We start from the raw sequence: 25,868 nt of genomic DNA, 5'->3' as shown, positions 1-25,868 counted from the left end.
GTCTTCCCGTCAAGGAAAATACAAAAAATCCTGTCACAACGGACAGGATTTTTTATTGTGTGCTTTAAAATAATAGCTTACGCGAGCATTTCCCTGATCTTTGTGATCAGTTCCCCCTTTGTAATAGGTACGCCCATTATTTTATGATAACCCTGTGCATCAATGAGGTACTGATCGCGGATCACTTTGATCAGCTGCCCGTTATTGATTTCAGGGATCAGTACTTTATCGTAGCTGTGCAATATTTCTCCCAGGTTTTTAGGGAACGGGCGGATGTAGCGGATATGTGCATGTGCTACTTCATGTCCTTCTGCCAGCAGGTCCAGTACAGCGCTTTTAATGGCGCCATAGGTAGATCCCCAGCCCAGCACGAGGACTTTTCCTTTTTCCGGACCGAGCTCTATTTTCTGCAATGGAATATGATCTGCAATCTTATCTACTTTTTCCTGGCGGATCTTCACCATCAGCTGATGATTTTCCGGGTCATAACTAACATTACCGGTGATGTTTTGCTTTTCCAGGCCGCCAATACGGTGTTCCAGGCCTGGTGTGCCAGGTACTGCCCAGGGGCGTACCAGGTTCTCATCGCGATGATAAGGCAGGAATTGCTCCTCTCCTTCTTCCAGGCCTTTTTTGAATTTCACTTCAATGCCGGGAAGGTCTGCTGCTTTGGGGAAGCGCCAGGGCTCGGAACCATTGGCGATATAGCCATCACTGAGGAAAATAACCGGTGTCATATGCTTTACAGCGATCCTGAAAGCTTCAAATACAGCATCGAAACAATCTGCAGGAGTGGATGCAGAAACGATTGGCATCGGGCACTCCCCGTTGCGGCCGTAATATGCCTGTAACAGGTCGGATTGTTCCGTTTTGGTAGGCAAACCGGTAGAAGGTCCCCCACGTTGAATATCAACGATGATCAATGGTATTTCCAGCATTACGGCCAGGCCCATTGCCTCGCCTTTCAGGGCCATGCCGGGGCCTGAAGTAGTGGTAACCCCCATATGACCGCCATAGGAGGCGCCGATAGCGGAGGTAATACCGGCAATTTCGTCTTCCGCCTGGAAGGTACGGATCCCAAAATTCTTAAAGCGACTCAGCTCATGCAGGATATCAGAAGCCGGGGTAATGGGATAGGTACCCAGGAACAGCGGCAGGTTTGCTTTCTGCGAAGCGGCTACCAGGCCATAAGCCAGGGCGGTGTTACCTGTGATGCTGCGGTAGGTACCTGGCTCCATCCGGGCTTTTTCCACACGGTAGCGGGTGGTAAAGGCTTCTACGGTATCTGCAAAGTTGTAGCCGGCATGCAGTACTTTCAGGTTACTTTCCAGGATCTCCGGTTTTTTGCCGAATTTCTCCCGGAGAAATACTTCCGTATTTTCCATGTTACGGTCGTACAGCCAGTACAGGAATCCCAGCACGAACATGTTTTTCGCACGGTCTTTTTCCTTCATACCCAGGGTAGTATCTTTCAGCGCTTCACGCGTCATTTTGGTCACATCCATGGTATGCAGCTGGTAAGCGGCCAGGGATCCGTCTTCCAGCGGATTTACGCCTTCCGGGTAGTTAGCCAGGCGAAGGTTTTTGGCATCAAAACCATCTGTATTGGCGAGGATAATGCCGCCTTTTTTAAGCCCTTTCAGGTTTGCCTTCAATGCGGCGGCGTTCATCACCACCAGTACATCGCAGGCATCGCCCGGGGTAAATATCCTGTTCGAAGAAAAGTGAAGCTGGAAGCCGCTCACACCCGGCAAAGTACCTATCGGGGCACGGATCTCCGCCGGAAAATCAGGGAATGTGCTCAGGTCATTGCCGAATAACGCGGTATTATTCGAAAACTGGGTACCTGTTAACTGCATCCCGTCTCCACTGTCGCCTGCAAATTTTATCACTACATCCTCCAGCTGTTGAATCGAAGTATTAGGCATCTATTTATCTTTTAAGGTATTCTTTTTTAAAGATGTAAATTTAGGTAATCGGGAGCTAGGAACCCACTGGCCTGCAATATTATTCCCGATCCGACCACAAAAGTACACAACTTTAGTAGACTATTCTTGCCGGAATAAAGCATTCCCATTACTTATAGTTATGGCTGATAACGGGAAGTTATGGTTATAGAAATGCTAATTTTACCCGTTTTGAGCAGGATAACTGCTACTGGTATCAAATCAAGTCGTATTTTTAAGCCATTAAATTTAAACTATACTTTATGGCACTCTTTCAATCGAACAACCCTGTACTAAAGCAAAGTGTATTTGATAAAGCGCCTCACATTGCAGGGGAAACCATGACGATCCGTGGTACGGTGAATAAAATGTCTTTTATGCTCCTGATGTTAATGGCAGCAGCCGTTTTTTCATGGGGAGAATTTTACAGGAATAGCGGCAGTGTGTTGCCATTGGCATTTGGTGGGGCTATAGGCGGATTTATACTGGCATTGGTCATCATTTTCAAAAAAGAATGGTCGGCCTACCTGGCCCCCGCATACGCTATAGCAGAAGGTTTGTTCCTGGGAGCTATTTCCGCCATGTTTGAAGCAAAATGGCCGGGCATTGTAATGCAATCAGTAGGCTTAACGTTTGGTACTTTTATCGCCATGCTGATCCTGTACCGCACAGGTGTTATCCGGGCAACCGAGCGTTTTAAATCAATTGTGATGACGGCTACCCTGGGTATTGGTATCTTTTACCTGATCGCCATCGTACTGCGCATGTTTAACATTGAAATGCCGCTGATCCACAGCAGTGGCACCTTTGGAATTATATTTTCCCTGGTGGTGGTAGCTATTGCAGCCCTGAACCTGATCATGGATTTTGACATGATAGAACAGGGTGCTTTGCAGGGCGCTCCCAAATACTTTGAGTGGTATGCGTCTTTCGGACTGATGGTTACCCTCGTTTGGTTATACCTGGAAATACTCCGTCTTATGAGTAAGTTAAACAGGAGATAAGCGAGAGCGATAATATCTTTAAAAGGCCGTCACATTTACTGTGACGGCTTTTTTTAAATGCGCTTTTTCGTTTTTGTTAATGTCTTCCAAAAGATATGTTAAATGCCGGGGCTCAAAATATTATGGCATCGTAATTGCAAAATCGGGTTATAACAACAAGTTCTTTTACATCTTAAAACAGTGAAAAAAAATGCTAACACATTTACTTACCATGTAACCTTTATTGTTAAACCGTTTAAAATTGTAAGCTATGAAGAAGATAAAAGTAAGCATGTTAGCACTTGCAGCTGTAGCGTTTGGAGCATTCGCCTTTAAAGGCGCCGATGGCGGAACCATAGCAGGTAAAGTAACACCGGCAGAAGGAGCCACCGAAGCGTGGGCCATCCAGGGAACTGACACCTTAACATCGCCTGTTACTGATGGCGCATTTAATTTTCAGAATGCTAAACCCGGAGCATACACCGTTATTATAGGAGCGAAAGCACCATATAAGCCTGCAACTGTTACAGATGTTAAAGTGGATGATGGAAAATCCACTGATTTAGGAGAAATTAAATTAGAACATTAAACAAGAGCAATAGTTTGTTTTCATAGGGGTTAATCAAAAAGCCGGTTCCGTACGTCTGTACGGCCGGCTTCTTTCATTTATACCCTTTTTAAACATAATCTTTTCTGCCATGTAGGGGTAAATGTTTCTCTAAACGTCATTTCTTAAAGTACTTCCTTTTTTAAAATGATGTTTATGAAAAAGCAGTTTATTATAACGTATACAAGTTTGAGTATTGGATGGTTGCTGCTGATGATTGCCATCTTCAGCATTATTTTATCCGGTTGTACAAAAGAGCGTATTTCCGGCTCCGGCAATGTGGTAACGGAAACCCGCAGTACCGGCCCTTTCACAGATGTGGAAATATCCGGGGCATTTGAGGTACACCTGTTGCAGGAAAACAATTCAAAAGTAGAAATAAAGGCAGAGGATAATATTATCGGGTCGATAGAAACAGGTATACGCAGCAATACTTTATTTATCCGGGTAAAAAACCGGGTCAATATCCGCAATCACCAGCCAATGAAAATATATGTGCACAACCCTCTTTTTCAACGTATAAAGTTCGATGGTTCGGGATCCTTAGATAATCAGGATACCATACATACCTCCTTATTCAAGTATGAGATCAATGGCAGTGGCGATGCAGCCCTGGTATTGGATGCTGCCAACCTGAACGCCTCCATCAATGGTTCCGGCAACATTAAGCTCCGGGGATTTGCAGGTTCGCTGAACAGTGAAATCAATGGTAGCGGCAATATTGCGGCGATGAACCTGGAGGTGCAGCAGGCGCATATTACCATCCGCGGTTCCGGTGAGCATGGCGTGTATGTAAGAAAAAACCTGGACGCCAGGATCTACGGCAGCGGGAATATTTTTTATACCGGTGAGGCGAAAGTGGTAGCAGATGTAAAAGGCTCGGGCAGGGTGGTAAAGCAGTAAATGATCCAAACTTCGTGTAACCTACACTGTTATACTGTCTGTGTTTAAAACGAGAAGGCCCCCGCAATTGCGGAGGCCTTCATTATTTTAAGGGGATCCTTTATCAGGCGCCGCCTAATTTGCATTTCTGCAGCACTTCCCATGATTTACCGTTGTGACGGAGGAAGTAGAGGTTATTTACTTTAAATGTAGCCTCATACTCCTTGTTTTCATATTCAGGCCATGCCTTGTTGAATTGCTCATCTTCCAGATCTTTAAATGCCACGGTAACGTGTGGAGTAAATCCTGTACGTGCCAGCATGGTGCTGAAGCCAAATTCCTTACGCAGGAAGTTGATCAGCTGACGGTGCATAGCAGACATGGTTTCACTTTTTTCCACGTTGATGAACAGTACACGGTTCTGTTTATTCGGGAAAGTACCAAAGCCTTTCAGGGAAACTTCGAAAGGAGCCTGTGTTTTGGCAAATTCCGTCAGTTCGTCACAGAAAGCTTTTTCCAGTGCCGGATCAGCAGTGAAAGGAACCTGCAGGGTGATATGCGGTAATACTTTCAATGCGTACATTGGTCCGTATTGTTCTGCAAATTCCTGCTTGATCTTTATAATTTCTTTACCTACTTCTGCAGTTGGCAGCAGTGCGATAAAGTATATTTTATTGTCTGGTTTTGGCTCAAAGCGCTGAGGTCTTCCCCCTTGTCTTGGTGCGCCGCCGCCGCGATTGTAACCACCGCCGCCACCGCCGCGGTTGTAACCACCACCACCGCCGCCACGGTTGTAACCACCGCCGCCACCGCCGCGATCGTAACCACCGCCGCCACCGCCACGGTTGTATCCACCGCCACCGCGATCGTATCCACCGCCGCCACCGCCACGGTTGTAACCACCGCCGCGATCGTATCCGCCACCACTGCCACGGTCGTATCCACCACCGCCACTGCGGTCGTATCCGCCACCGCTGCCGCGATCATAACCACCGCCGCCGCCACTGCGATCGTATCCACCACCGCCACGGTTGTAGCCTCCGCCACCGCCGCCGCGATCGTATCCACCGCCGCCGTAACCACCACCACCGCGATTGTAGCCACCACCGCCACCGCGGTCGTATCCACCCCCACCGTTGTAGCCGCCACCTGCGCCATCACGGTTGTAATTGCTGCCACCACCATCACGGTTGTAGCCACCACCACCGCCGCGATCATAGCCACCACCTTCACGGTTGTAGCCTCCGCCGTCACGATTGTAGTCTGTACGCGGACGATATCCGCCTTCTCGATTGTAACCAGTGCGCCCTTCTGAGCCACCACTGTTGTAGTCGGGTTTGCCGCCTTCCCGCTCGTTATTTAAATTGGGTTTGTCATCGCCTTTCTCCTTATTGGGATCATTCTCTTTGTTGGTATCAGAAGAATAAGGCCTGCGGGGGCGTTCGTTTCTCTCAAAAGTCATCTTACTTAATTAAGCGTTTGAAGCAATATTAGCTATGATTTCATAAAAATGAAATACGTCCTGATAGGAGTTATATAAGGGTGCCGGTGATACCCTGATAACCCCGGGCTCTCTCCAGTCAACGATTATACCGGCATCGGTCATCCGTTGATGTATCTCTTTACCTTTGTCTAGGAACAACAAAGATAACTGAGCGCCACGTTCATTACAATTTTTCGGTGTTATAATCTGGAAATTTATGCCTTTTAACTGTTGCAAAAGAAATTCAAGATAATTGGTCATTCCTTCACTTTTGCTACGTAAAGCGCCGATACCGGCCGCTTCAAATAATTCCAGGGATGCTTTCAGGCTAACCATGTTAAACACCTGAGCGGTGCTCTGTTGCCATCCTTCAGCTTCTTTTTTAGGCACAAACCCTTTTCCCATTTTAAAACGTGCACTCTCTTCATTGCCCCACCAGCCTCCTAATCTTAAAAAATCACGGTTGCTGGCGTGTTTCTCATGCACAAATGCGCCTCCTACTGCGCCGGGTCCGCCATTCAGGTACTTATATGAGCACCAAACGGCAAAATCTACTTCCCAATTGTGCAACTCTACCGGTATATTTCCTGCTACGTGTGCCAGGTCGAAACCTGCGTAAGCGCCTGCTTTATGTGCAGCTGCTGCTATAGCGGGTATATCAAAAAACTGTCCGGTATAATAATTTATACCTCCAAACAAAACCAGTGCTAAGCTATCACTTTCTCGGTTAATAATCTCCAAAATATCTTCTAATCTTATCAAATATTCTCCGGGTCGCGGGGAAACTTCTATGATTGCACTCTCCGGATCGTATCCATGTAACTTTACCTGGGTTTCAACGGCATATTGGTCACTGGGAAATGCTCCTGCCTCCATTAACACTTTAAACCGCACTTTGTTTGGCCTGTAGAAACTTAACATCATCAGATGCAGGTTCACCGTTAAGGTATTCATCACTGTCAGCTCCTGCTGGCTCGCACCCAATATACCTGTTAAAGGCTTACTGCAATATTGCTGATAATATAACCAGGGATTTTTAGCCGACCAATATCCTTCCACTGCACACTGCTGCCAATCCGCCAATTCCTGTTCTATCGCCTTTTTCACATTTTTGGGCTGTAATCCGAGCGAGTTACCACATAAATAAATAGCATCCTTTCCGTTACGTTGTGGAAAATAAAACTGATCTCTGAATTTATTTAAGGTATCCTGTTGGTCCTTCTCCTTAGCAAATGCTAATGATGCTACATACTCCATGGTCTTCCAATCTTACGCCTTATTACTATTCTTTTAATGGCGGTACTGCTGTTGTCAAGAAAGCTGTGCTGATTATCTTATTTCTCTTTTCTCTGCTTATACTGATTATTATTACAGGCAAAATGGCCTAACTGTTCAAAACAGGCGTCTTAGTTTTATATTATATTCTCTCTTACTTTATCATATGGCATATAAGGCTAAGGCTGTATATGGCTAGTAACGTGTCAACAACTGTCTGAGGGGTCAAAAGTAATAAAGGCTTTTCAAATGCCACTCATTCCAAATGTTAAAATTTGTTAATGAAAGAAAAAAAATCTTTCCGGGTGTAATATACAAAAAAAATCCGTCCCGAAGAATCGGGACGGAGACTGTTAACCTACAACTGTTACACTGTATTGAAAAAAAGTTTAATTCACAGAAATCCCCTCTACCTTTTTCTTCCCTAATACCGGCTCCTCATCGGCCTCCGGCTGTGGGAAGAAATTATATGGCTTGGGCGACAAATATTTCGGATCATGCAATTTCCTTACCTCCTCCCGTTTCATGAATACAGCCTTGAGGATCAATACCAGGAAAGGCACATATTTCAGCCAGCGGGGCATGTTAAACCTGTCCAGCACATCTATGGAGCGCTTGTTCATGGCATACATCACCGGCACCAGCACCAGGGTCAGGAAGGTAGCGAAGATCAGCCCGTATACCATTGTCCAGGCCAGCGGCCCCCAGAAGGCCACGTTATCTCCTCCAAAGAAAATATGCGGCTTGAACTCACTGAACAGGGCGGCAAAATCAATATTAAAGCCCACTGCCAACGGGATAAGCCCCAGGATAGCAGCAATGGCAGTCAGTATTACCGGGGTCATACGGGTACGGCCCGCCTCCACTACCGCTTCATATACCGGCGTATTCTGCTGGATCAGCAGATCCGTAAACTCAACCAGTACAATACCGTTACGCACCACAATACCTGCCAGGGCCATAATACCTACCCCCGTCATTACAATGGAAATATCCATTTTAAAGATGGAGAAGCCCAGGAACACGCCTATAATACTGAACAGGATCTCCATAAAGATGATCATCGGACGGCCAATGGAATTGAACTGGGTTACCATAATCATCAGGATCAGCCCAAATGCACCCAGCATCGCCATCACCAGGAAGTTCATGGTTTCCTGCTGGTCTTCCTGCTCACCGGTCATTTTTATTGTCACAGAGTTCGGATGCGTGAAATCCTTCAGCGATGTTTCAATATGCTGCACTACCTCATTGGCATTCGCACCGGTTAAAATGTTGGAATACAGGGTAATTACACGCTTCTGGTCAATACGCCGGATACCTGCATAAGTATTGGAATAATGAATATCCGCTACGGCCGACAACGGTACCTGCCTTATCGCCCCACCCATGTTCATATCCCTGTACACCAGGTTGAGGTTCATTAGGTTATTGATATTATTCCGCTGATCCTCATTCAGTCTTATCATAATCTTATACTCATCTTTTGCATCACGGATCTTGGAGGCTTCAAATCCAAACAGCGCTGTACGGAGTGCCATACCTATCTGACGGGTAGAAATGCCCTCTGCATTCGCCCTCTCCCTGTCTATATTCACCACGATCTCCGGTTTGTTGTCTTCGAAATCGCTCTTCAGCTCTTCCACACCGGCAATCTGCAGGGAATCGAGGTAACGTTTAAGCCTGAACGACGTACTGGTGAGCTCATCAAAATTGTCGCCTGATATTTCAATGTTAATGGGCTTACCGGTTGGCGGACCCCCCTGCTCCTGCTCTACCGTAATATTTGTACCCGGGATACCTTTTACCGCTTCGCGGATCTTATCGAGATATTGTACGGTCGACTGCCCGTTCCTTGCACCAAACTCCACGAAAGCAACCGTCACTTTACCTTTCTGCGGCTGCACGCTGAGGTCCATCTGTGAAGGATCACCCGCGCCCTTAGCCACGTTGGAGATAATAGACTCTACAATCGGGTTCTTATCTCCCACCACTTTTGTAATACGCTTTTCCACCAGGTTGGTGATAGAATCGGTATACTTCTGGTCGGTACCGTTAGGCAGTTCTATATAAGTATAAATGAAATTGGGATCTGCCTGGGGGAAGAATACCACCTTTGGATTTCGTATAGCCGTTAACATGATACTGAAGATCAGCAATCCAAATGTGGCTACTATAATCCATACCGGGCGCCATCCCAGCAGGCACCACTGTAATATACGTTTATAACGCTCCTGTACCTTTGGCCAGAACCCATGCTGGAAGCGGCGTGCCACGCCACCTAACCAGAAACGCTCCAGTACGATCATCAGGTAAAGGAATACTACAAAATTACCTACTCCCATACTGCCATTGGCATAGCCTATCAGGGCTATAAGCGCAAATACACCGGAAAGGATGCTGAATTTCTTATCAAACTTAGGCTTCGGATGATTCTCCCCTTCATGCCTGTCCATAAAATCCACGGCAAACACCGGGTTAATGATATAGGCCACCACCAGGGAAGCACCCAGCGTTGTGATCAGGGTTACCGGCAGGTAAAACATGAACTTACCGATCACACCAGGCCAGAACAACAGCGGCACAAACGGCGCCAGTACCGTAAGCGTACCGGAAAATACCGGCAGGAACACTTCCCCCGCGGCTATTTTAGCCGCCTTCACAATGCCCAGGTCCTTTCGCTCATTATAGATACGGTGCACGTTTTCTATCACCACAATGGCATCATCTACCACAATACCCAATGCCAGCAGGAAGGAGAACAACACCATCATGTTTAACGTAAACCCATACACGGGCATCAGCAAAAACGCGATGAACATGGAGATAGGTACAGACAACGCCACGAAGATCGCGTTCACTGCTCCCATGAAAAACATGAGGATAACGGTTACCAGCAGGAAGCCGATGATAATGGTGTTGATCAGGTCATGCAGCGTTACACGTGTGGATTTCGACTGATCCGCGGTGATAGTTACATCCAGTCCCTTAGGAAAATAATTTTCCTTCATATCCTTTGTAATGGCCTGGATCTTATCAGATGCATCAATGAGGTTTTTACCACTCTGCTTGATGACGTTCAGCGTGATTACATTTTTACCGCCAAGGCGCGCATAGCTTTCCTGTTCCAGGAAACCATCTACCACGTTGGCAATATCTTTCAGGTACACCGTGGCGCCCGACTGTCCGCGTACAATAATGTTTCCTATCCTTGAAGGGTCCTTGTATTCTCCTTTTACGCTGAGGGTACGCTTCTGGCCATCCATAGCAACAAGACCACCGGAGATCGTAATATTTTCTCCCTGGATAGCGCCGATGATATCGTCAAAGCTGATCTTGGCAGCGTCCATCTTGTATTTGTCCACGTTGATCTGGATTTCCCGTTCCAGCTCCCCTACCAGGTCTACACGGGTAATTTCATTCAGCGCTTCAATCCGGTCTTTCATATCATCTGCATACCTCTTCAGGGTTTGCAGGTCAAAGTCGCCGGAAAGGTTCACGTTCATGATAGGGATCTGCGACACATCTATCTTCACGATCTGCGGCTCCTGGGTGAGGTCCTGCGGAAGATCTTTCTTTGCATCGTCCACTTTTTCCCGCACCTGCTGACGCGCGGCTTCAATGTCTTCATTGGCATTGAACTCAATGGTGATGGCAGAGAAATCCTGCATGGAAGTGCTCTTGATCTTCTTCACACCGGAGATGCCGTTCAGTTGTTTTTCTATCGGTTTAGTGACCGTTGTTTCCATATCTTCCGGGGAAGTACCGGCATTGATGGTATTGATATAGAACTGCGGGAACACTACTTCCGGAAACTGCTCCTTGGGCAGGTTGATATAAGAAAGTATACCTGCAAATGCAATGATAATGGTAGCCACATATACGCTCACCTTATTATCAATGGACCAGCTGGTAGGCTTAAATTCTTTATGAAGATTATCTTGCATACGCTTGGTTTTGGCTGTTTGAATCAGCTTTATAATTTAATCAGGTCGTTATCATTCAACCCCTGAAAACCGGTAGTGATTACTTTATCACCTGATGCCAGGCCACTCCTGACTTCAGCCTTATCGTTGTATGTACGGCCCAGATCTATTGTTTTGCGCTGTGCCACCATTTTACCGTTGGCGTTTTGCGCTACCATTACGTAAGGTTTTCCTGAAGTATACTGGATCACGCTTACAGGGATCACCACTGCATTTTTGGCGGTATAGTCTACGATCCTGATACGTGCAATCATGTTGGGACGCAGTCCTGCATCCGGTTTCAGCGGCACTTCAATTTTGATGGTACGGCTCAGCGGATCAATGGTCCTGGAAGCAAAACCAATAGTGCTGCGTATTTCACGGTTAATATCCGGGAAAGACAGGATCACTTCATCGCCTGATTTCAGCAAGCCGGCATAAGCTTCTGCAACATTGGCGGTTACCTTCAGGTTGTTGGCGTTTACCACGCGGAAGGCTGGCGCGCCGGGGGCGGCATTATCTCCCACTTTGGCGATCACCGCATCTACAGTACCGCTGATTGGGGCAATAATGCGGGTTTGCGCCTGTTGGTCCTGCAGGGTAGCCATCTTTTTTTCCAGGCTTTCTTTCTGGTTCTTTGCATTCAGGTATTGTACTTCAGAACCAATTTTCTGTGACCACAGGTTCTTCTGCTTTTCAAACAGCGTGTTGGCCAGTTCAAGCTGGGTACGTAGTTCAGCCATATTGGCCCTTAGTACCTGGTCATCTACCTGGGCCAGGGTCTGACCCTGCCTTACGGCCTGCCCTTCTCTTACCAGGATACTGGTGATGACACCGGGCACACGGGCGGAAACGTTTACGTTTTCGCGGGCGTCTACACTTCCCTGCACATCTATATAATGTTGAAATATGGTATCGGTAATTGCTGTTACCGTAACATCCTTCATTTTCTGCAGCGTATCTTTTACTCCCACTTCTTTTTCCAGTGCTGCTATCTTCTTATCGATCTCCTCATTATATTTTACTTTCTCCTGTTTGAGCTTTTCCAGCTGTTCGGATTTATTTCCTCCACCACCGCAGGCAGCGAGCACCAGTGTGATTGCAGGGATCAGGAAAGCATATTTTTTGGTCATATAGTTAGTAGTGAATGGTGATAGAAATAATGAAGCTTATAATTTGCCGTATGATTTCAGCAGGTCTACTTTTGCTACAATAGCGTTAAACAATGCAGTGAAATAATTATTCTGTGCAGTGAGCAGGTCGTTTTCCGCTGTAGTCATTTCCAGGCTGGAACCTACGCCCTCTCTGTATTTGATCTGGGTGGTATGATATACGTCCTGCGCCAGTTCCATGTTTTTCTCCTGCGCCTCCAGTGTAAGCACGTTATTCTTAAACGTGGAATACGACTGTTCTCTTTCCAGGTCGATGCCCAGCTTTGCATCTTCAATGGCTACTTCACTTTTCTTTACTGCCAGCCACGCCTGGTCTACCTGCCGCTTGCGCTGCATCCCGGTGAAGATGGGAACAGAGAGGTTCAGTCCTGTGTTTACATAACCGTACCACATCTGGTTCTGGAAGTAATCAAATTTATCACTTCCCCTGAGCGCGCCGGTAGAACCGAACAATTGCAGGGAAGGCAAACCTTTCAGCTTATATCTTTTCAGATCATATTCATTCGCTTTCTTTTGTGATTGCAGCAACTGGTATTCGATACGTTGTGAATAATCGAATTTGTCCATATCCAGTACATCTGCCACGATCTTCTCTGTAGAGAGTGTATCCGTTAACGTTATCTGCTGTTTCAATGGCATGCCCATCTGGTATTTGAGCGAAGCAGTGCCAAGTTCAATCAGGTTGCGGAGTTTTGTTTGCTCTGTTTGCAGGTTGGTGTATTGCACCACCAGGCGATCTACATCCAGTTTTTCAACAAGACCGTTTTTATAGATTTCTTTGGTTTCATTGAGGATCCTTTCCAGGGAGGTGATGTTTTCACTGAGGATCTGGAGCGCTTTGTTGGCAGACAGTACATTGTAATAGGCTTTGTACACGCTGGATTTCACATCTATTTCCGCTTTCCGCACCTGTTGGGATACCAGGTCTTCCAGGGTTTTGCGCGCCTGCAATGCTACCAGCACACTTGGGTCGAAGATCACCTGTGTAAGTTTTACTTCGCCAAGGAGGTTATGCGGCAGCTGGAAGGAAACAACAGTAAAGGAATCTTTGGGGAGACCAAAGTTCCTCATGTTAAACATCTGTTTCTGGGTGATCGGGTTGTACTGGTAAGAACCGGTACCGGCAATGTTGGGTAGTGCCAGGCCGCTAACCTCCTTGTTCTTCGCCAGCTGGATGAGTTCGTCCAGTTTAGCGGTTTTAACTGTGCTCTGATTGGCCAGGGCAAAGTCGACCGCTTCTTTGGCAGACAAACGGATGGGTTCAGGCGAAACCTGCTGCTGGGCGCCGGCAGTAATGGCCAGGTTCAGCAACCACACCATAAAAGCCATACTGGTGAGCCTTTTGATTGATAGCATAGTGTTATTTATTTTGCGATAGTTGTTTATATTCTTCAATAAGCTGGTATCCTTTTACAGATGCCACTCCATATAAAAAATTCTCCAGCAACACCTTCTGCACTTTGTTCATATCATTGGCGGCGGGGAACACTTCCGGCTGGAAACAGATCATACATCCGTGAATGCGGTACTGTGTCAGTATTTTAATGTCGATATCGGGCCGGTATACTCCTTCGCTGATACCTCTTTCCATGTTTTCCCGGATCATAGTGGCCAGGGTATTATTCTGGTAATCGAGGAACAGCTGGTAGGCTTTGGAATGGAATTTCTGCAGATCCAGGACAATGACCGGGTTCATATTGCGCAGGCGGCGGTCCAGCATATCCATTACCAGGAATAATTCTTCAATGGCGTCTTTCGATTTTTTCCGGTCTTCCATACAATCTTCCGTAACGATATTTATGAACCGGCCGATGGTCTGACAAACCATATCGTCCTTGTCAGTGAAGTGAGCATAAAGCGTTTTCTTCGAGATACCCATCCTCTCAGCAATGTCATCCATTGTAATGGAGCGGGTACCAAACTGACGGAAAAGGCTGAAAGCCGTGTCCATAATGCGTTCCTGTACTTCCATAAATTGCGGCGTTAACCCTGTAGTAATGCAGAACAAAACTATGGAAACTTTACAAACTTCCAAAGTTTCCAGTACTATTTTTTTAAATGTGGCAACATTCAATTAACGGGCCCTTACTTCCTGCTTTAAGGTTTATTGTCTAATTTGCAGCCCTAATCACAAACCATGTCGCCAAAGCTTAGATTAAAAGTATTTGCATCAAGATTGCTGCGTTACTTCTTTCAGGGACTGCTCATACTGGCGCCCATTGGTATTACTGCGCTTACCTTGTACTGGGCGTTTATCACTATAGATAATATTATTCCGAAGGAGCTGATCCCGGAAGATGCCTCGTTTAATTTCCTCAAGTATAAGGGGGTGGGATTTGCCCTGGTGCTGCTGCTGATCATCGTGGTAGGTTACCTGAGCTCCTCCTTTATCATAGGGCGGATCTTTGATTTATTTGATCATCTCCTGGAACGCACACCCTTTATTAAATATATTTATACCTCTATCAAAGATGTATTTGATGCGTTTGTAGGGGAGAAGAAAAAATTTGATCACCCGGTGCTGGTACAGATTTACGGGGTAGATGTTTGGGAGATGGGGTTCATTACGCAAACCGATGTGAGCAACCTGGGCCTGGAGGGATACATGGCCGTATATGTGCCGCACGCCTATGCCATTACCGGTAAGGTGTTTATGGTGCCAAAGGAAAGGGTTAAACCGCTCACCAACGTTTCCGCCGGGGAGGCTATGAAATTTGCCGTAAGCGGTGGGGTTACTCATATATGACCTGACAAAAACATTTGCTGCAACAATGTTGATATTTTTTTATCCCTGGAGATAAAATATCAGCATTCTTTTTTTCGCTATATTCGTCTTCCCAAAAAATATAGCGACATGTTAACCCACACCAGCCTGCGGATTCCCGCGTTCATTACCATTTTCCTGTTTTCCAGTGTAACCGTTTATGCATGGGGCTTTTTTGCGCACCAGCGGATCAACCGGCTGGCAGTGTTTTGCCTGCCGCCTGAAATGATGATCTTCTATAAACCGCACCTGGAGTACATCACAGCACATGCCACGGATCCGGACAAGCGCCGTTATGCCGTGGCTGCAGAAGGCGCCCGGCATTATATCGACATTGATCTGTTCGACAAGCCGCCCTACGCCCAGATCCCCCGCAACTGGGCGGATGCGGTAGCAAAATACGGTGCCGACTCGCTCAACAGGAATGGCATTTTACCCTGGCATCTTGAAAAGATGCTGGCCATGCTCACTGCCGCTTTCCGGGAAAAAGACGCCCGCCGCATCCTGCGGCTTTCTGCTGAAATGGGTCATTATATAGCGGATGCACATGTGCCCTTACATGTTTGCTCCAACCACAACGGCCAGTTTACCGGCCAGCAGGGAATCCATGGCCTGTGGGAATCCCGCATCCCCGAATTGCTGGCCGACCAGACCTTCGATTACTGGGCAGGAAAAGCAGCTTATATCTCCGAGCCCCGAAAGTATATCTGGAATATTATCAGGGTAAGCGGAATGGCCGCAGATACAGTGCTGGCCTGCGAAAAACGGTTAAGTGAACAGTTCCCTCCAGGAAGACGTTACGGATATGAAAACCGGAACGGGGTATTAATTCGTACTTACGCAGAAGACTATACGAAAGCATACGCGCTTTCCATGGGCGACATGGTAGAACGAAGGATGAAAAATGCGATAGCGGCTGTGGCAGCCGCCTGGTATACCGCCTGGGTAAATGCAGGGCAGCCCTCGTTGCAGGAACTGGCCCATACAGCCCTTACCCCGGAGGAACTGCCGGAGATGGAACAGCTGCAGCGAGAATGGCTGCAAGGTAAGCTGAAGGTGAGAGAAGAGTAGCCCGGTTAAAATATTTGTGGTATTACTTAATAATTAGAAAAGAAATTTTATCTTTGCCCATACCATCTTTTAGCCTGTCCTACACCACGCGCCTTACTGGTTTTAAAATACCCGTGCCGTTTTTTTTCCGTTTCCTTAGAAAAACCAAAACAAAGTGGAAAGATCAAAAAATGAATTTAATCTGAATCGCAACATGAAGGTGCATAATTTTAACGCAGGTCCTTCTGTATTACCCAACGAGGTATTGTACAAGGCCAGTAAAGCTCTGATCGACTTTGAGGGGTCGGGGATGTCTATACTGGAAATTGGCCACAGAACACAACCGTTTGTAGCGGTAATGGACGAGGCGCGTAACCTGGTGAGGGAACTGATGCAGCTTGATGACGACTTTGAAGTACTCTTTTTACATGGCGGCGCCACCACGCAGTTTATGCAGGTGCCGATGAACCTGCTGGAAAGCAGCGATTCCGCCGCTTATGTGGATACCGGAGTATGGTCCAACAAGGCCATCAAAGAAGCAAAATTGTTTGGCTTCACCGACGTTGTGGCGAGCTCCAAAGAAAGCAACTACAATCACATTCCCAAACAGTTTACCATCCCGCCACAGGCAAGCTATCTGCACATTACCACCAACAATACCATTTATGGTACGCAGTGGCAAATGACGCCTGTTACCGACGTTCCCCTGGTAGCAGACATGAGCAGTGATATCATGAGCCGCAGCATGGACTTTAACAAGTACTCGCTGATTTATGCCGGTGTACAGAAAAATATGGGCGCCGCCGGCGCTACCATGGTAGCTGTACGGAAAAGCATACTGGGCAAGGTAACACGCAAAATACCGGCTATACTGGATTACAGGAACCATATCGAAAATGGTTCCATGCTGAATACCCCTCCCGTTTTTGCCGTATACATCTCTATGCTAACCCTCCGGTGGCTTAAAGAACAGGGCGGCATTCCTGCCATTGAAAAGATCAATGAGAAAAAAGCCGCATTACTCTACGACGAAATTGATCACAACCCGCTGTTCCGCGGCACCGTTGTAAAAGAAGACCGTAGTAAAATGAATGCCTGCTTTATCATGGATAAACCGGAAATGGAGGAAGAGTTCCTGAAATTCTGTAAAAAAGAAGACATTGTTGGTATCAAAGGACACCGTCTCTCCGGTGGGTTCCGCGTATCTATGTATAACGCATTGCCATACGAAAGCGTAGAAGTAATGGTGGAAGCCATGAAATACTTCTCCCTGAAAAAGGCATAAAAAATATCCTGAATTAAATACGGAGTTGCAGACATCCCCCCGTCTGCAACTCCGTATTTTTTTTATTATTACATTTACCACTCACACATATCTACATCATGGCTATTATAAAACCGTTTAATGGATTAAGGCCAGCAGCAGATCTGGCAGCAAAAGTAGCTGCAAGGCCCTACGACGTACTCAGCTCGGAAGAAGCTAAGGCAGCGGCATCCGGTAACCCTTATTCATATTATCATGTTTCAAAATCTGAAATAGATCTGCCGGAAGGAACAGATACCCACAGCCAGCCCGTATATGATAAAGCCGCAGAAAACCTGCACCGGATGGTACAGGAAGGCACCCTTTTCCTGGAACCACAGGCCGCCTATTATATCTATAAGCTGGTGATGAACGGCCGCTCACAAACCGGCCTGGTATGCGTTTCCTCTATATCAGACTATGATAACGGCATCATTAAAAAACATGAGTTTACCCGGCCCGATAAAGAACTGGACCGTATCAATCATATCAAAACCACCAAAGCACAAACCGGCAACGTATTCCTTGCTTATAACGATGTGCCGGAAATAAACGCACTGGTAGACCACTGGCAGGAACATAACCAACCAGTATACGACTTCACTGCTGATGATGGTATCCAGCACACTGTTTGGGTGATCAATACCCCGGCAGCCATCCAGGAGATCACTACCCTTTTTGCCGAAAAAGTACCATGTACCTACATTGCAGACGGCCATCACCGCGCCGCTTCCGCCAGCCTGGTACGGGCCGGATTTGAAAAAGAAGGAAAGATCACTTCGGTCGATAACCCCGTAAATTATTTTCTCACTACCATTTTCCCGGCCAGCCAGCTGGCCATCCTGGATTATAACCGTGTAGTGAAAGATCTCAACGGCCTCAGTAAGGAAGCCCTGCTTTCCCAACTGGACTACGACTTCACCATGGAAGAGATCGGGCACCTGCCGCAACAACCTTCCATGCTGCATGAATTCAGCATGTACCTGGATGGCAAATGGTACCGCCTGGTGGCAAAAGAAGGCACCTACACCACCGATCCGATTGGCATCCTTGATGTAACTATCCTCTCCAATAATGTATTGGACAAACTGCTCGGCATCAAAGACCAGCGTACCGATAAACGTATCGATTTTGTAGGCGGCATCCGCGGCCTGGAAGAACTGGTGAAACGGGTAGACAGCGGGGAAATGAAAATAGCATTCGCCCTTTACCCCGTTACCATCCAGCAACTGTTTGATATTGCCGACAGCGGGAATGTGATGCCACCGAAAAGCACCTGGTTTGAACCCAAACTGCGGGACGGATTGATTACACATATTATTTAAGCACCCCTGGTTCCCACCTATGTGGGAACCAGCACCTATCCCATCATCTGAACCCTTACACCTATGCCTACGCACCCAAATCCTGATTTGCTCCAGGATATCCAGGAAGTGGATATCCCCACTTATCCTTCTATGAAACAAGCATGGTTAGTAGCACTCGTACTGTTCTTGTTAAGTAATGCTATCCATTTCTCTTTTTACTACCTCAGTGGCTATATCCCTTTTGAGTTGATTTATACTACATACCTGCTGGATGTAACGCTTCCGCTTTTGCTGATAACCGGTTACCTCGTGGTTCATCGTCAAAAAGCACATGGCGCCGAAATAGGCCCGTCGCTATATATTCCCAGGGGCAATAACCTCTGGATGTTGCTGGTTATTGTGCCAGCGCTATATTTCCAGCTGATCTTTCTACGATTCTTTATAAGAGAACTTTCTTTTACCTGGGATGGCCGCTGGCATATGATACATAACAAAATAATGTACTGCCTGGTATTTGTTCTGCTGATCCCGGCCATGCAGGAATTTGTTTTCCGTGGCGTTATATTAAACGGCTTATTAAAAAGGTACCCGCCAACTACCTCTGTTGTCACAGCTTCACTCATAGCTGTAACGCCTTATATTTATCCCACCAGTATGCTGCTTTACCTACCTGTTACTGCTTTCCTGTCATGGCTCTACTACCGGTCGCGCAGCCTGGTATTTACCTTTCTATCCAATGCCTTGCTTGGTATTATTCCGTTTGCCCTCAATTTTAGGAGGACAGAAAACACCATCATTGCGCGGGCTATAGCCGAAGGTACTGATGCTACTATATGGCTGGCCGTAGCCATACTTGTTTTCTGGGTTGGTATTATATTCTTTAATAAAGACATCCTGGGCTCGAATGACAATTTAAAATAATATAAATAAGATATTCCTTCTGTCTTCCTGCCCACAGATTGATGGGTGGCACATTACCCCATTTTCCTTACTTTTACAGCAAACGACAGACAGGGATGAACATACGGTCTTCTTTATTGAAAGCACTTTTTGTTGCGGGAGTTTTATTTTCACAGGTTGCAGTTGCACAGGATGCCAAAGAGTTGTATAACACAGCTACCGGCTTTATTCGTAGCGGGGATTATTCCAATGCCATACTGGTGCTGAACCAGGCATTGCAGCTTGAACCCGACAATTTTGAACTGAAAAAACAGCTGGGTTTTACTTACTACCTGAAAGGCGACCTGGTAAAAGCAAAGACCGTAATTGAACCGTTGCTCAGCAGCAGGGAGGCAGATGTACAGGTATTCCAGATTGCCGGGAATATCTACGTGGGACGGGAAGAATGGAAAACCGCACAGCGTATGTATGAGCGGGCTATCAAAAAATTTCCCAACAGCGGGGAACTATACAATGATAACGGTACACTGCTGATGAATTTCAAAATGTACGACGGGGCGCTTCGCAGCTGGATCAAAGGCATTGAACAGGATCCAGGGTTTCCCGGAAATTACTACAATGCCACTAAAACATACGACTTCAGCAATAACCCCCTGTGGTGCATCCTGTATGGAGAAACCTTCATGAATATGGAAAGTTTCACCACACGCACCGCGGAAATCAGAAATATAGTACTGGAATCTTATAAAAAATTATTCAATGATCCTTCCCTGTTTGAAAGCGCGTTACCGGAAGACAAGAAAGGCAGAAAGGGCGGTAACGAATTTGTAGAGGCATATAAAGCCTGTATGGGTAAACAGATCAGTGTGGTAACCGGGGGAATAGACCCTGATGCACTGATCATGGTACGTACCCGTTTCCTGCTGGACTGGTATAACTTTTACGGTATGAAATATCCATACGCCCTTTTCGATTACCAGCGCCGGTTGTTACGGGAAGGAATGTTTGAATCGTATAACCAGTGGCTGTTTGGCCCCAGTGCCAACCAGGCCAGCTACAAGGCGTGGGTAGGATTACACAAAACTGATTATGATGCTTTCCTGAAATTTCAGCGCAGCAATCCGTTAAAGCCGAAACCTGATGAATATTACAATGATGGAAGGTTTACGCTGATCAATTCCGGGTATTAGTATTTAGATATTTTTTGATTTACCGGTTTGGCCAATTAGTTGCTGTAGCAACTGAATGACTAAATCCGTAAATTGTAAATCTCAAAATCTGAATATGCTCGTTAACAAACACCAAAACATTATCGACAATGCTGTAAAGGCGAACCACGAACGAACTTTCTATTCGCAATACCCGGAGCACCCCAAAGCTTACGGTGAAGAGGCTCATGCAAAAGGCGTACAGAGCTATCAACAATTGCTGGGAAAGCCCTTCAAACAGTTACTGCAAACCGGTGAAACCGGCTGGAGCGGAGAAGAAATGTCGCCTTATACCCTTGAGGTGCTGGGCGTTACCTACCCTGTTTTTCCCGTGGGCGACCTGTTAAAGAAAGCCACAGAAGCCGGCAAAGGCTGGGCAAAAGTACCCGTGGCAGAAAGAGCCGGTATTCTCACAGAAACGCTGGAAAGGATAAAGGACTACTTCTTTGATATTGCCAACGCCACCATGCATACCACCGGCCAAAGCTTTATGATGAGCTTTCAGGCTTCCGGTCCGCATGCCAGCGACCGTGCCCTGGAAGCGATTGCCACCGGTTATCATGAACTGCAGCGGTATCCGCCCTCCGTAACCTGGGAAAAACCGATGGGCAAAACCAGCATTAAACTTTATAAAACCTTCAAACCTATACCCAAAGGCCCCGGCGTAGTGATTGGCTGCTCTACCTTCCCGGTGTGGAACACACTTCCCGGTGTATATGCCGACCTGATCACCGGCAACCCGGTGATTGTGAAGCCACATCCGAAAGCTGTGCTGCCTATTGCCATTGCAGTAAGCGCCATTCAGCAATCGCTTCGTGACAACGGCTACGATCCCCATTTGTGCCAGTTGGCAGCCGACAGCACCGACCACCTGATCGCAAAAGAATTGTGCGGGCATCCGGATGTGAAACTGATCGATTATACAGGCGGCAGCGCCTTTGGCAACTACGTGGAATCATTACCGGGCAAAACGGTATTTACGGAAAAAGCAGGCGTTAACTCAGTGATCCTCGACAGTGTTACCGACCTTGATGCAGTTATTCAGAACCTGGCATTTTCTGTGAGCTTATATTCCGGGCAGATGTGTACTGCGCCGCAGAACTTTTTTATCCCCGAACAAGGCATCAAAACTGCCAATGGGCAGGTACCCTTCAATGAGGTAGTGCAAAAATTCAAGGAAGCAGTAGTGGGCCTGGTAAACCACCCGAAAATGGGCGCCGGCACACTTGGCGCCATACAAAACGACAGCACCCTGGCCCGTGCAAAAGAAGCGCGCCACCTCGGTGGTAAAGTGATCCTGGAAGGCACCCCGGTAGTGAATGAAGAGTTCTCCAACGCCAGGGTATGTGCCCCCACTATTGTGGAGGTGACCAGCGCCGATACTTCCATCTATGAAAAAGAACTTTTCGGCCCGGTGATCCTCATCATTAAAACCAGGGACACCGCACACAGTATACAGCTGGCCAAACAGATGGCCCAGAAATACGGTGCCATTACCTGTGGAGCATATACCACAGATCCATCTGCCAAAGAAAAAATAATGGAAGAGATGAACAGCGTTTTTACTCCTGTATCTTTTAATCTTACCGGATTCATCTGGGTAAACCAACACGCTGCTTTTTCTGACTTTCATGTTACCGGTGGTAACCCTGCAGGTAATGCCAGTTTTACCAACCAGGAATTTATTGTGAAGCGGTTTGTGTGGGTAGGCAACCGGGAACTGGCGGAATAAGGAATATATCAACAAGCGCCCTTCCTAACCGGGCGCTTGTTTTAAAGTATATAAGTATTTATGAAAAGATGTTTATGTATAATGCTCGTAATAGCCTGTGGCATCATTGCATGTGAACAGGCGCCTAAAGCCGATAAAGCCAGGATCACCGATGCACAAACCGTGCAGGCGGGCACCGGCAACGCGTATCTTCCGGATACCGCAGCCAGCGTTGTGAAATGGATAGGCACAAAACCCACCGGTAAGCATCATGGCTCCCTGAAACTGGCCGGCGGCGCATTATACGTAAAAGACAGCCTCATTACCGGCGGTCAGTTTATCGTCAATATGCATTCACTCCAGGATATTGACCTGGCAGCTGATTCCGCAATGAAGCGCAAGCTGGAAACAGAGCTGAAAGGAGAAATGTTTTTTGACGTAAAAAAATATCCTGCCGCTACCTTCGAGATCACGGAAGTAACTCCTTTTCATCCGTCAGATGGCGATGAGCTTACACTCAGAAATGCCACCCATATTATCAAAGGGAACCTCACCCTTAAATCCGTTACAAAAAACATCTCCTTCCCTGCCAGGGTAACCTTCAAAGACAATAGTATTGCGGCAATCGCCAACTTCAATATAGACCGTACCCAGTGGGGTATCAGCTATCGCGCAGATAAATCCTTACAGGATAAACTCATCAATTCACAGGTAAACATCTCCTTCGATATCAGGGCTAACCGCTAAGCCTGTTTTTTCCGTTTTTTTCTGCATTAAGCCAATAAAATGCTTAAATTTAGTACAACACCAGTACCTAAAACTTACTTCCATGGAAACAACTCAAGAAAGAGATAACCGACTTTGGCGCATCGCAAAAGCCAGGGCTGGATTTAAGTCCCACCTGATCATTTATCTCGTGGTTAACCTGGGACTATGGGCAGTATGGTTTCTGACAGACAGTGATAAAACGCATGGTACTCCCTGGCCCATATGGCCGGCGCTGGGATGGGGTATTGCACTGGCTTTCCAATATTTTAATGCCTATCACAAAGATTCCTTCGGGAATGCCCTGGAAGAATATGAAAAACTGAAAGAACAAAAACAGCACACACGTATCTGATATTTAGCCAAAACAAAATTACAGCAGCATGGACCAACCGCAACGACTATTTGATGTGATTTCTTACCAGTTAGCCAATTATCCCAAAGAAGATATGCTGGCGGGCAAAGAAAACGGGCAATGGAAAAAGTACAGTACAAAGGAAGTAGCGGACCTTACTCTCAGATTCAGTTCCGGCCTGCTCAAACTGGGCATCAGGCCGGGCATTAAAAAGAACGAGGAGAAGGATAAAATAGCCATCATTTCACCCAACAGGCCGGAATGGATCATTACCGACCTGGCATGCCAGCAACTGGGCGCTGTGCTTACCCCCATTTACCCAACCATCAGTGAAACAGAACTGGCTTATGTATTGAATGATGCGGAAGCGCGCATCCTTTTTGTAAGCGATAAAGACCTGCTGGCTAAGGTTATCGCCATGAGGGACAAATTCCCTACCATCCGCGAAATATTCACCTTTAATAAAACAGAAGGCGCGCGCCACTGGTCGGAAATCCCCGAAATGGCCGATACTGCCGATTTTGAACAGATTAACGAGATAAAGAAGAATATTTCCCCGGAAGAACTGGTTACCATTATTTATACCTCAGGTACTACCGGCACGCCCAAAGGCGTAATGCTCAGTCACCATAATATTATGAGCAACGTACTGGCCTGCCAGCCCTATCTGCCCGTTAATAAAGAGGCCAAAGCCCTCAGCTTCCTGCCGTTGAACCACATATTTGAAAGGATGGTCACCTACCTGTATCTCTGCTCCGGCGTACCGGTTTACTACGCGGAGAATATGGAAACCATCGGCGACAACCTGAAAGAAGTAAAGCCCACCATCTTTACCACCGTGCCCCGGCTGCTGGAAAAGGTATATGAAAAGATCATGACTACCGGCCTGGAGCTCAAAGGCATTAAAAGGGCCCTGTTCTTTTGGGCGGTAGACATTGGTAAACGGTACGAAATCAATAAGGACCAGGGGGCCTGGTACAACCTTCAGCTCAAACTGGCCAATAAACTGGTTTTCAGTAAATGGCGGGCCGCCCTGGGTGGCAATATCCAGGCCGTTGTAAACGGCGCCGCCGCCTGCCAGGTGCGCCTGCTGAAGATCTTCACCGCCGGCGGTATACCTATCATGGAAGGTTACGGCCTCACTGAAACATCGCCTGTGATCAGCGTAAACCGCATCAATGTGGAAGACCGCATGTTTGGGACCGTAGGGCCTATTATCAGCGGCGTAGAGGTTAAGCTTGCGGAAGACGGGGAAATTCTCTGTAAAGGCCCCAATGTAACCATTGGCTACTACAAACGTCCCGATCTTACAGCAGATGTCATTAAAGACGGCTGGTTCCACACCGGTGATATAGGGGTTATAATCGACAATAAATTCCTGAAAATAACCGACCGGAAAAAGGAACTGTTTAAAACCTCCGGCGGCAAATTTGTGGCGCCGCAGCCGATCGAAAACAAATTCAAGGAATCGCCCTACATTGAACAGATCATGATTGTTGGGGAAGACCGTAAATTCACAGCAGCACTCATCGTTCCCGCCTTCAGCAACCTCCGTAACTGGGCGCAAAAGCGGGGTATTAACGCCACCTCCAATGAGGAGCTGATAAAAACCCCGGATGTACAGGACCTCTACAAACAGGCGGTAGATAAATACAACCAGTTTTTCAGCCATATTGAACAGGTAAAAAAATACCTGCTCCTCCCCCATGAATGGACGGTAGACGGGGGCGAGCTTACCCCTACCCTGAAGACCAAGCGGAAGGTGATCCTGGAGAAATTCAAAAAGGAGATCGACAGCATCTACGCCCCGGCCGGTGGAAAAGTAGATATAGAAAGTCTTTAAATATTAATTTAAAACCCTTACTTTTGCCACCCGATCCCAGGATTTGGGTTAAAAAGTGATGGCCTCATAGTTCAATGGATAGAATAGAAGTTTCCTAAACTTTAGATACAGGTTCGATCCCTGTTGAGGCTACAAAAACGTTTATTCGCCCAATTTCAGTTTTACTGAAATTGGGCGTTTTTCATTACTGGACGTGTATTTCAGTGGCAAGAACGGCAAAGAGAAATTAACTAATTGTTTGTATAAATAACCTTCAGGGCTTTGCTGATGCGATAGAAAGTATTTTCCTTCTTGCAACCTAATACAGCACAACTGTACATATGTCGAGAATAGGAACAGGTTCTAATTC

General features: G+C 46.7%; 20 protein-coding genes and 1 tRNA gene. 14 read left to right on the top strand and 7 right to left on the bottom strand.

All coding sequences use genetic code 11. The features are described 5' to 3' along the window. Window positions 1–77: 77 nt before the first annotated feature. Window positions 78–1,928 carry a 2-oxoacid:acceptor oxidoreductase subunit alpha gene (locus tag FN124_RS14685; protein WP_142685581.1) on the bottom strand — a complete coding sequence of 617 codons (1,851 nt, stop codon included), beginning with the start codon at window positions 1,926–1,928 and terminating at the stop codon, window positions 78–80. Between the two features lie 281 nt (window positions 1,929–2,209). Here FN124_RS14685 and FN124_RS14680 point away from each other — a divergent pair, with 281 nt between their 5' ends. The 3 genes from FN124_RS14680 to FN124_RS14670 all read left to right on the top strand — a co-directional run bounded on the left by FN124_RS14680 (window position 2,210) and on the right by FN124_RS14670 (window position 4,439). Beyond that, on the top strand, window positions 2,210–2,950 hold the full coding sequence (locus tag FN124_RS14680; protein ID WP_142685580.1) for a Bax inhibitor-1/YccA family protein: 741 nt from the start codon (window positions 2,210–2,212) through the stop codon (window positions 2,948–2,950). A gap of 250 nt (window positions 2,951–3,200) precedes the next feature. Next, complete coding sequence (locus FN124_RS14675) at window positions 3,201–3,518, top strand: carboxypeptidase-like regulatory domain-containing protein (RefSeq protein WP_142685579.1); 318 nt, start codon at window positions 3,201–3,203, stop codon at window positions 3,516–3,518. Window positions 3,519–3,692: 174 nt separating this feature from the next. Continuing rightward, window positions 3,693–4,439 (top strand): head GIN domain-containing protein, encoded by a 747-nt coding sequence (locus FN124_RS14670; protein WP_185937215.1) that lies wholly within the window; start codon window positions 3,693–3,695, stop codon window positions 4,437–4,439. Between the two features lie 103 nt (window positions 4,440–4,542). On the opposite strand, the gene FN124_RS31640 is transcribed toward FN124_RS14670, so the two are convergent. The 6 genes from FN124_RS31640 to FN124_RS14635 all read right to left on the bottom strand — a co-directional run bounded on the left by FN124_RS31640 (window position 4,543) and on the right by FN124_RS14635 (window position 14,285). Then, a complete protein-coding gene (locus FN124_RS31640; RefSeq protein WP_312847228.1) occupies window positions 4,543–5,880 on the bottom strand; it encodes a 2'-5' RNA ligase family protein in 1,338 nt (445 codons plus the stop codon). 9 nt (window positions 5,881–5,889) lie between these two features. Continuing rightward, complete coding sequence (gene kynU / locus FN124_RS14655; RefSeq protein ID WP_142685577.1) at window positions 5,890–7,158, bottom strand: kynureninase; 1,269 nt, start codon at window positions 7,156–7,158, stop codon at window positions 5,890–5,892. Window positions 7,159–7,565: 407 nt separating this feature from the next. Then, the gene (locus FN124_RS14650; protein ID WP_142685576.1) at window positions 7,566–11,123 is read right to left on the bottom strand and encodes an efflux RND transporter permease subunit; all 3,558 of its coding nucleotides are present in this window, start codon (window positions 11,121–11,123) and stop codon (window positions 7,566–7,568) included. A gap of 29 nt (window positions 11,124–11,152) precedes the next feature. Beyond that, window positions 11,153–12,274, bottom strand: coding sequence for an efflux RND transporter periplasmic adaptor subunit (locus FN124_RS14645; protein ID WP_142685575.1), 1,122 nt, complete (start codon window positions 12,272–12,274; stop codon window positions 11,153–11,155). A 36-nt stretch (window positions 12,275–12,310) separates the two neighbouring features. Then, window positions 12,311–13,669, bottom strand: coding sequence for a TolC family protein (locus tag FN124_RS14640; protein ID WP_142685574.1), 1,359 nt, complete (start codon window positions 13,667–13,669; stop codon window positions 12,311–12,313). Between the two features lie 4 nt (window positions 13,670–13,673). After that, complete coding sequence (locus FN124_RS14635) at window positions 13,674–14,285, bottom strand: TetR/AcrR family transcriptional regulator (protein ID WP_142685573.1); 612 nt, start codon at window positions 14,283–14,285, stop codon at window positions 13,674–13,676. 165 nt (window positions 14,286–14,450) lie between these two features. Here FN124_RS14635 and FN124_RS14630 point away from each other — a divergent pair, with 165 nt between their 5' ends. The 11 genes from FN124_RS14630 to FN124_RS14580 all read left to right on the top strand — a co-directional run bounded on the left by FN124_RS14630 (window position 14,451) and on the right by FN124_RS14580 (window position 25,651). Next, window positions 14,451–15,059 carry a DUF502 domain-containing protein gene (locus tag FN124_RS14630; RefSeq protein WP_142685572.1) on the top strand — a complete coding sequence of 203 codons (609 nt, stop codon included), beginning with the start codon at window positions 14,451–14,453 and terminating at the stop codon, window positions 15,057–15,059. Between the two features lie 108 nt (window positions 15,060–15,167). Then, window positions 15,168–16,148: a zinc dependent phospholipase C family protein gene (locus FN124_RS14625; RefSeq protein WP_260607459.1), complete on the top strand. Its 981-nt coding sequence runs from the start codon at window positions 15,168–15,170 to the stop codon at window positions 16,146–16,148. 193 nt (window positions 16,149–16,341) lie between these two features. After that, complete coding sequence (serC, locus tag FN124_RS14620) at window positions 16,342–17,412, top strand: 3-phosphoserine/phosphohydroxythreonine transaminase (RefSeq protein ID WP_142685571.1); 1,071 nt, start codon at window positions 16,342–16,344, stop codon at window positions 17,410–17,412. Between the two features lie 98 nt (window positions 17,413–17,510). Further along, a complete protein-coding gene (locus FN124_RS14615) occupies window positions 17,511–18,755 on the top strand; it encodes a DUF1015 domain-containing protein (RefSeq protein WP_142685570.1) in 1,245 nt (414 codons plus the stop codon). Between the two features lie 63 nt (window positions 18,756–18,818). Next, complete coding sequence (locus tag FN124_RS14610) at window positions 18,819–19,658, top strand: CPBP family glutamic-type intramembrane protease (protein WP_142685569.1); 840 nt, start codon at window positions 18,819–18,821, stop codon at window positions 19,656–19,658. Between the two features lie 95 nt (window positions 19,659–19,753). Then, a complete protein-coding gene (locus tag FN124_RS14605) occupies window positions 19,754–20,827 on the top strand; it encodes a tetratricopeptide repeat protein (protein ID WP_185937214.1) in 1,074 nt (357 codons plus the stop codon). 94 nt (window positions 20,828–20,921) lie between these two features. Next, complete coding sequence (gene paaN, locus FN124_RS14600; protein WP_142685567.1) at window positions 20,922–22,577, top strand: phenylacetic acid degradation protein PaaN; 1,656 nt, start codon at window positions 20,922–20,924, stop codon at window positions 22,575–22,577. Window positions 22,578–22,637: 60 nt separating this feature from the next. Next, a complete protein-coding gene (locus FN124_RS14595) occupies window positions 22,638–23,303 on the top strand; it encodes a YceI family protein (RefSeq protein WP_142685566.1) in 666 nt (221 codons plus the stop codon). 82 nt (window positions 23,304–23,385) lie between these two features. After that, window positions 23,386–23,676 (top strand): 2TM domain-containing protein, encoded by a 291-nt coding sequence (locus FN124_RS14590; protein WP_142685565.1) that lies wholly within the window; start codon window positions 23,386–23,388, stop codon window positions 23,674–23,676. A 28-nt stretch (window positions 23,677–23,704) separates the two neighbouring features. Further along, window positions 23,705–25,519 (top strand): AMP-dependent synthetase/ligase, encoded by a 1,815-nt coding sequence (locus FN124_RS14585; RefSeq protein ID WP_142685564.1) that lies wholly within the window; start codon window positions 23,705–23,707, stop codon window positions 25,517–25,519. Between the two features lie 60 nt (window positions 25,520–25,579). Then, window positions 25,580–25,651, top strand: a tRNA-Arg gene (locus tag FN124_RS14580). The last annotated feature ends 217 nt before the right edge of the window (window positions 25,652–25,868 follow it).

The sequence above is a fragment of the Chitinophaga polysaccharea genome (assembly GCF_902150045.1).
Lineage (GTDB): Bacteria > Bacteroidota > Bacteroidia > Chitinophagales > Chitinophagaceae > Chitinophaga > Chitinophaga polysaccharea_A.
This window is presented reverse-complemented; position numbering and strand designations above follow the sequence as displayed.

What these genes read in the sequence shown, in the direction of transcription:
- FN124_RS14685 (WP_142685581.1), bottom strand. Translation starts at nt 1,928, where the DNA reads ATGCCTAATACTTCGATTCAACAGCTGGAGGATGTAGTGATAAAATTT.
- FN124_RS14680 (WP_142685580.1), top strand. Translation starts at nt 2,210, where the DNA reads ATGGCACTCTTTCAATCGAACAACCCTGTACTAAAGCAAAGTGTATTT.
- FN124_RS14675 (WP_142685579.1), top strand. Translation starts at nt 3,201, where the DNA reads ATGAAGAAGATAAAAGTAAGCATGTTAGCACTTGCAGCTGTAGCGTTT.
- FN124_RS14670 (WP_185937215.1), top strand. Translation starts at nt 3,693, where the DNA reads ATGAAAAAGCAGTTTATTATAACGTATACAAGTTTGAGTATTGGATGG.
- FN124_RS31640 (WP_312847228.1), bottom strand. Translation starts at nt 5,880, where the DNA reads ATGACTTTTGAGAGAAACGAACGCCCCCGCAGGCCTTATTCTTCTGAT.
- kynU (WP_142685577.1), bottom strand. Translation starts at nt 7,158, where the DNA reads ATGGAGTATGTAGCATCATTAGCATTTGCTAAGGAGAAGGACCAACAG.
- FN124_RS14650 (WP_142685576.1), bottom strand. Translation starts at nt 11,123, where the DNA reads ATGCAAGATAATCTTCATAAAGAATTTAAGCCTACCAGCTGGTCCATT.
- FN124_RS14645 (WP_142685575.1), bottom strand. Translation starts at nt 12,274, where the DNA reads ATGACCAAAAAATATGCTTTCCTGATCCCTGCAATCACACTGGTGCTC.
- FN124_RS14640 (WP_142685574.1), bottom strand. Translation starts at nt 13,669, where the DNA reads ATGCTATCAATCAAAAGGCTCACCAGTATGGCTTTTATGGTGTGGTTG.
- FN124_RS14635 (WP_142685573.1), bottom strand. Translation starts at nt 14,285, where the DNA reads ATGGAAGTACAGGAACGCATTATGGACACGGCTTTCAGCCTTTTCCGT.
- FN124_RS14630 (WP_142685572.1), top strand. Translation starts at nt 14,451, where the DNA reads ATGTCGCCAAAGCTTAGATTAAAAGTATTTGCATCAAGATTGCTGCGT.
- FN124_RS14625 (WP_260607459.1), top strand. Translation starts at nt 15,168, where the DNA reads ATGTTAACCCACACCAGCCTGCGGATTCCCGCGTTCATTACCATTTTC.
- serC (WP_142685571.1), top strand. Translation starts at nt 16,342, where the DNA reads ATGAAGGTGCATAATTTTAACGCAGGTCCTTCTGTATTACCCAACGAG.
- FN124_RS14615 (WP_142685570.1), top strand. Translation starts at nt 17,511, where the DNA reads ATGGCTATTATAAAACCGTTTAATGGATTAAGGCCAGCAGCAGATCTG.
- FN124_RS14610 (WP_142685569.1), top strand. Translation starts at nt 18,819, where the DNA reads ATGCCTACGCACCCAAATCCTGATTTGCTCCAGGATATCCAGGAAGTG.
- FN124_RS14605 (WP_185937214.1), top strand. Translation starts at nt 19,754, where the DNA reads ATGAACATACGGTCTTCTTTATTGAAAGCACTTTTTGTTGCGGGAGTT.
- paaN (WP_142685567.1), top strand. Translation starts at nt 20,922, where the DNA reads ATGCTCGTTAACAAACACCAAAACATTATCGACAATGCTGTAAAGGCG.
- FN124_RS14595 (WP_142685566.1), top strand. Translation starts at nt 22,638, where the DNA reads ATGAAAAGATGTTTATGTATAATGCTCGTAATAGCCTGTGGCATCATT.
- FN124_RS14590 (WP_142685565.1), top strand. Translation starts at nt 23,386, where the DNA reads ATGGAAACAACTCAAGAAAGAGATAACCGACTTTGGCGCATCGCAAAA.
- FN124_RS14585 (WP_142685564.1), top strand. Translation starts at nt 23,705, where the DNA reads ATGGACCAACCGCAACGACTATTTGATGTGATTTCTTACCAGTTAGCC.